7 protein-coding genes are annotated in these 5,355 nt (G+C 60.4%); 4 read left to right on the top strand and 3 right to left on the bottom strand.

Annotation, left to right across the window (positions count from 1 at the left end):
• Positions 1-11 precede the first annotated feature (11 nt).
• Complete coding sequence (locus HX846_RS01790) at positions 12-554, bottom strand: YaeQ family protein (RefSeq protein ID WP_003209567.1); 543 nt, start codon at positions 552-554, stop codon at positions 12-14.
• A gap of 145 nt (positions 555-699) precedes the next feature.
• Here HX846_RS01790 and HX846_RS01785 point away from each other — a divergent pair, with 145 nt between their 5' ends.
• Together HX846_RS01785 and HX846_RS01780 are read left to right on the top strand one after the other, a co-directional pair.
• On the top strand, positions 700-1,899 hold the full coding sequence (locus HX846_RS01785) for a CaiB/BaiF CoA-transferase family protein (protein ID WP_102605531.1): 1,200 nt from the start codon (positions 700-702) through the stop codon (positions 1,897-1,899).
• Positions 1,899-2,777 (top strand): TIGR02285 family protein, encoded by an 879-nt coding sequence (locus tag HX846_RS01780; protein ID WP_003209569.1) that lies wholly within the window; start codon positions 1,899-1,901, stop codon positions 2,775-2,777. Before HX846_RS01785 ends, HX846_RS01780 begins: the two co-directional genes overlap by 1 nt.
• Before the next feature lie 171 nt (positions 2,778-2,948).
• Here HX846_RS01780 and HX846_RS01775 read toward each other — a convergent pair whose 3' ends face one another.
• Complete coding sequence (locus HX846_RS01775; RefSeq protein ID WP_003209570.1) at positions 2,949-3,233, bottom strand: DUF3509 domain-containing protein; 285 nt, start codon at positions 3,231-3,233, stop codon at positions 2,949-2,951.
• A 302-nt stretch (positions 3,234-3,535) separates the two neighbouring features.
• Here HX846_RS01775 and HX846_RS01770 point away from each other — a divergent pair, with 302 nt between their 5' ends.
• Together HX846_RS01770 and HX846_RS01765 are read left to right on the top strand one after the other, a co-directional pair.
• The gene (locus HX846_RS01770) at positions 3,536-3,736 is read left to right on the top strand and encodes a hypothetical protein (RefSeq protein WP_003209572.1); all 201 of its coding nucleotides are present in this window, start codon (positions 3,536-3,538) and stop codon (positions 3,734-3,736) included.
• A 150-nt stretch (positions 3,737-3,886) separates the two neighbouring features.
• Positions 3,887-4,540 carry a response regulator transcription factor gene (locus tag HX846_RS01765; protein ID WP_177040153.1) on the top strand — a complete coding sequence of 218 codons (654 nt, stop codon included), beginning with the start codon at positions 3,887-3,889 and terminating at the stop codon, positions 4,538-4,540.
• Here HX846_RS01765 and HX846_RS01760 read toward each other — a convergent pair.
• Positions 4,509-5,355, bottom strand: an 847-nt coding sequence (locus HX846_RS01760; RefSeq protein ID WP_178964843.1) for an EAL domain-containing protein, incomplete at its 5' end; no start/stop codon positions are given. The genes HX846_RS01765 and HX846_RS01760 overlap by 32 nt on opposite strands.

The raw sequence follows: 5,355 nt of genomic DNA, 5'->3' as shown, positions 1-5,355 counted from the left end.
CTGTCGACGTTTCAGCCGCGCTCGCCAGCCAGCCATTCCAGCTGGACTTCGTGCTGCCCACGGTCATCGGTCACGAAGATCGTGCCTTCGCTGATCATCACGTCCCACTTGATCACCCGGGGCATGTCCTTGGCCAGCACTTCCAGGATTTCCTGGGGGACGGCGGCGATGCTCACGTTTTTCAGGTTCTTCGCCACCGGCACCACTTTGCCTTCCCAGACGCGCAAGCTGCCGTAGGCCAGCAAGGTCGTGCGTTCGGTACGGCGGGAACACCAGGTCAGGCGGTCCGCGTCCGGCTGGCCGACTTCGATCCAGTGCAGGACGCGATCATCCAGGCTTTTTTCCCACAGCGCCGGCTCGTCTACATCTGACAGGCCACGACCGAAAGACAGCTGCTCGTTGTAGAAAAGCGCGTAGGCCAGCAAACGCACGGTCATGCGCTCTTCGGTTTCCGAAGGGTGGCGGGCGATGGTCTGCTTGACGCTCTCGTACACCGAACGGTCAAGGTCGGTGAGGTTGAGTTCAAACTTGTAGGTCGTGGACGGCTGGGCCATGAACGGACTTCTAGAGACAGGGAAAGGCGGCAAGTCTAACCGATGGCGAGGTGATTCAACGAATACTGCGCTGCATCATCCTTATCACTGCGCCACTCGCCTATGTTAAAAGGCTCACATCCCTGCCCTGCCCGAAAGGTTCCTCATGTCGTTTACCGCCAAACCACTTGCCGGCCTGAAAGTCATCGAACTCGGCACCTTGATCGCCGGCCCGTTTGCGTCGCGCATCTGCGCCGAGTTCGGCGCCGAGGTGATCAAGGTCGAATCCCCGGATGGCGGCGACCCGCTGCGCAAGTGGCGCAAGCTGTATGAAGGCACCTCGCTGTGGTGGTTTGTGCAGGCGCGCAACAAGAAATCCCTGACCCTGAACCTGAAACACCCGGACGGCCTGGCGATCCTCAAGCAACTGTTGGCGGATGCCGACATTTTGATTGAGAACTTTCGCCCTGGCGTGCTGGAAAAGCTCGGCCTGAGCTGGGAAACCTTGCACGCCCTGAACCCGAAACTGGTGATGGTACGCCTCTCGGGCTTTGGCCAGACCGGGCCGATGAAGGACCAGCCAGGGTTTGGCGCGGTGGGCGAATCCATGGGGGGCCTGCGTTACATCACCGGTTTCGAGGACCGCCCGCCGGTGCGCACCGGGATTTCCATCGGTGACTCGATCGCGGCGTTGTGGGCCGTGATCGGGGCGCTGATGGCCCTGCGTCATCGTGAAGTGAATGGCGGGCTCGGCCAGGTGGTGGATGTGGCGCTGTATGAGGCGATCTTCGCGATGATGGAGAGCATGATCCCGGAGTTCGACGTGTTCGGCTTTATCCGCGAGCGCACCGGCAACATCATGCCCGGCATCACGCCCTCCTCGATCCACACCAGCAAAGATGGCAAGCATGTGCAGATCGGCGCCAATGGCGACGCGATCTTCAAGCGCTTCATGTCGGCCATTGGTCGCGACGACCTGGCCAACGACCCGGCACTGGCCAGCAACGATGGCCGCGACAGCCGGCGCGATGAGCTGTACGGGGTGATTGATCGCTGGGTCAACTCGCTGCCGCTTGAGCAAGTGGTGGAACAGTTGAACAAGGCCGAAGTGCCCGCCAGCCGCATCTACAGCGCGCAAGACATGCTGGGAGACCCGCAGTTTCTGGCCCGCGAGATGTTCCTCAAGGCGCAGCTCCCGGGCGGCAAGGACTTCAAGATGCCCGGCATCGTGCCCAAACTGTCGGACACACCGGGCAGTTGTGAATGGGTCGGACCGCAGTTGGGCGAGCACAACAGCGTGGTGCTCGCTGAATTGGGCTACGATGCGGCCGCCGTTACTCGCCTGCGTGAGAACGGCGCGATCTGATGGGCCGGCGCTTCATCATTCGACTCTGCCTCCTGGGTTCACTGCTCGGGACTTGGCCACTGTCGAGCCAGGCCCAGGAAACCTTGATCTGGCTGTTGCGTGACCTGCCGCCAGTGACGATTTTCGAAGGCCCGCAAAAAGGCCAGGGCGCCCTCGACCAACTGCTGCCGATACTCGCCGAACACATGCCGGAGTATCGACATCAGATCCTCCACGTGAACCGCGCGCGCGGCATGCAGATGCTCCGCGACCCCGGCACGCTTACCTGCGACCCGTCCCTGCTGTGGACGGCGGAGCGCGCTAAAACCATCGTGTTTTCCGCCCAGGCCTTCGCGGCCGTGAGCAACGGGGTGACGATCCGCCAGGGTCAGCGGGCGCTGCTGGCGCCGTTTGTGGTGGATGGACGGTTCGACCTGGAGGCATTTTTGAATGCACGAGATGCGCGCCTTGGCATCATCGCCGAACGCAGCTACGGCGCCATCATCGATGAAGCGCTGAAGCACACCAGTGCTCACAAACTGGCGCCACATTACGGCAATGACGCCCTCGGCAGCCTGCTGCAGATGCAACGAAAGGGGCGGCTGGAAGCGGTGCTGGGTTACTGGACAGAAGTGCGCTACCAGGCGCTGCAACAAGGCATTGATCCACAAGAGCTGATCTTCTACCCCATCAAAGGCACCCCGCCCTATCAACTGACCCGGATTGCCTGCACGGATAACGCCTCAGGCCGCACGGCTATCGAGCGGATCAATCAGGTGCTGCGCGAGATCCCGCAGGAGCAACTGCGACAGTCCTACGCCTCATGGCTCGACCCGGTCATGCGTGAGCAATACCTGCAAGACCACCCGACGTTTTTCCAGGATGCCCCGAGCCCATGACAAATCGCAGGCAAAAAGAAACCCCGAGCAGTGGGGAGACAACTCGGGGTTAATAAGGGCCTAAAAAGACCAGTAACAACGAGCCACAAGCACCGGAGCACAATGCTTGATCTCGCTGTTACAAAATCTGACTCACCTTGCCGTAGGAAGGTTCCCAACAAAAATAAATCTTCATGCGCAGGCGATCGGCCGAGTCAGGGCCGCATTGCGCAGGGCCGCCATGACCGAGGGTTCCAGGCGTCCTTCGGCAATCATCAAGTCGCGGTGCAAACAGTCCACCACATCCACCAATGCGCGCTTGTCGGTCAATTGTGCCTGGTCGACTTCTCGTTCGACCACGATGGCACCGGCCGGATTTTTTACGGTCACCAGGCATTCGCCCTGCACACCCGAGGTGGTCAGCGTGACCTGATAAGGGCTCAGTGCTTCACCGAGCAATAGGCTGATACTTTCCATCTCGATCACCACTCAATAGTTCGGAAACAATCGTGTAAACGGGAGCTGCATCTATCCTAAGTGACTATTTGCGTCGTAGGAAAGTTCGCTTTTTCGTCTTTCAAGGGTTGCCGGGGGATGACGTGTCCAGCATGCGCTTGCAACATGACAAGCAAAAAACGGCAGCACATAACTGCTTACTCAATGAGTTGCCGTTTTGGCGCTGATGCCGAGGGTGAATCCTATACTCGATGAGCGCTGATCATGCCGGCACATCGATAAACAGCGCATACCAAAAGGCCCCGTTGCGAAGGACGAAGACCATGCTGGAACACGAAAAAGAGCAGGCAATACTAGAGAAGATTCACGCCGACATATCCAGAATTTATGCCGAGCAACGCAAGCTAAACGCAGAATCCCACAAGATAACCCGAGAGAATTTCTGGTATCCCGTTGGTATCGCCATCGGCTTCTTCACGGCTGTCGGAACCGTAATGGCAGTGGCTCAGAAACTACTCGCCTAAACGATCACTCCGACCGGGCCTGCCAGAAACGAAAAACGCCGCTGCCCCACGGACGGGGACGCGGCGTTTTTTACACCTTTGTAAACCGCACCTTCAGACCCTCTCCTGCGTTAACAGGCTAGAATCCCCAAATTACCCTGGGAGCCTGTATTGAACGAAACGTCTGACAAGCCATTGCGCATCGTCCTCGCCGACGACCACCCGATTTTCCTCATCGGTCTGCGGGCGGTCCTGGAACGTGACGAGAGGCTAACCATCGTCGGTGAAGCCAACTCACCCCTGGCCCTTGGCGAACTGCTGCAACGTTGTGCCTGCGACATTCTGGTGACCGACTTCATGATGCCCGCCGAGCCCCAGGCCGACGGCTTGCGCCTGATCGAACAACTGCGCCGGCATCACCCGGGCCTGCCCATCGTGGTGGTGACCATGCTGAACAACGCCGGCCTGTTCCACGCCATCCTGGAGTTGGGTGTCATGGGCCTGCTGAGCAAGGCCAGTCTCGCAGACGAATTGCCTGAAGCAATCCGTCAGGTGCGCCAGCAGCGACGTTATGTGGCCCAGACCATCAGTCAGTCACTGAACCTGGCAGGCGTCGAGCGTGTGCACTCCCAGGATCAACTATCACCCCGTGAACTTGAAGTCATCCGCCTGCTGGCCGGCGGCCTGACGGTAGGCGAGATCGCCGCGAATCTTCATCGCAGCAAGCAAACCGTCAGTGCACAAAAGGTCAGCGCCATGCGCAAGCTGGGCCTGAGCAACGACGCCGCGCTGTTTATCTATGTGCAGGAACACGGGCTGGCCTAGCCTGAAACGCGATCCACTGCTTCAGCGCCTCGGCGTCCATGGGGCCGGCGATAAAGCAGCCTTGCAACCACGCAGCCCCCAGTTCACTTACCGCGTGATAGTCGGCGGCGCTTTCAACCCCGGTCACCACCACACCCACACCCAGTCGCCTCGCCATGCTCATGGCGCCGGCAACCACTGCCGCCTTGCGATCGTCCCTGGCCATGCCGCTGGCAAACGCCGGCGGGATCTTCAATTCGCTGAAGGGCAATTCCAGCAAGCGTTGCAGGCTGGTGCCGCCCACGCCGAAATCACCGATGGACAGCTTGCACCCCATCATCCGCAAACGCAGCAAGCCGGTGACGTGGGCGCTGTCGGTGTTCAGGCGCGAGGTTTCCACCAGTTCCAGAGTCAGGCCACGGGCGGGCACGCCGTGAAGTTGCAGCAAGCCTTGCAGCACTTGGGGAAAGTGCGGACGCTCCAGCATCCGCCCCGGGATATTCACCGCCACCGGCAGCACCTGCCCGGTTTCGCGCATGACGTGTGCCGCCTGGCCCAGCGCTTGTTCCAGCACGTGCCAGGTAAACGCCTCTTCCATTCCGGCAAACTCCAGCACCGGCAGAAACGCGTCAGGCAACAGCAACTCGCCGTCAGGAAGCTGCCAGCGGGCCAGCGCTTCGACACCTTGCAACACGCCCGCCTGGCTGACAATGGGCTGATACCAGACCGTGCCGCAGCGGGCGATAGCGACCTGGCTCAGATCCGCCGAAGGCGGCAACTGCTCGGACTCACTCAAGTCCAGCAACTGGCGCACCCGCTCCCAGGACACCACCGGC

Origin of the sequence: Pseudomonas sp. K5002, from assembly GCF_013386655.1 — a bacterium.
GTDB lineage: Bacteria > Pseudomonadota > Gammaproteobacteria > Pseudomonadales > Pseudomonadaceae > Aquipseudomonas.
Note: the sequence above shows the minus strand (reverse complement) of the source record. Positions and strands in the feature narration are given on the sequence as shown.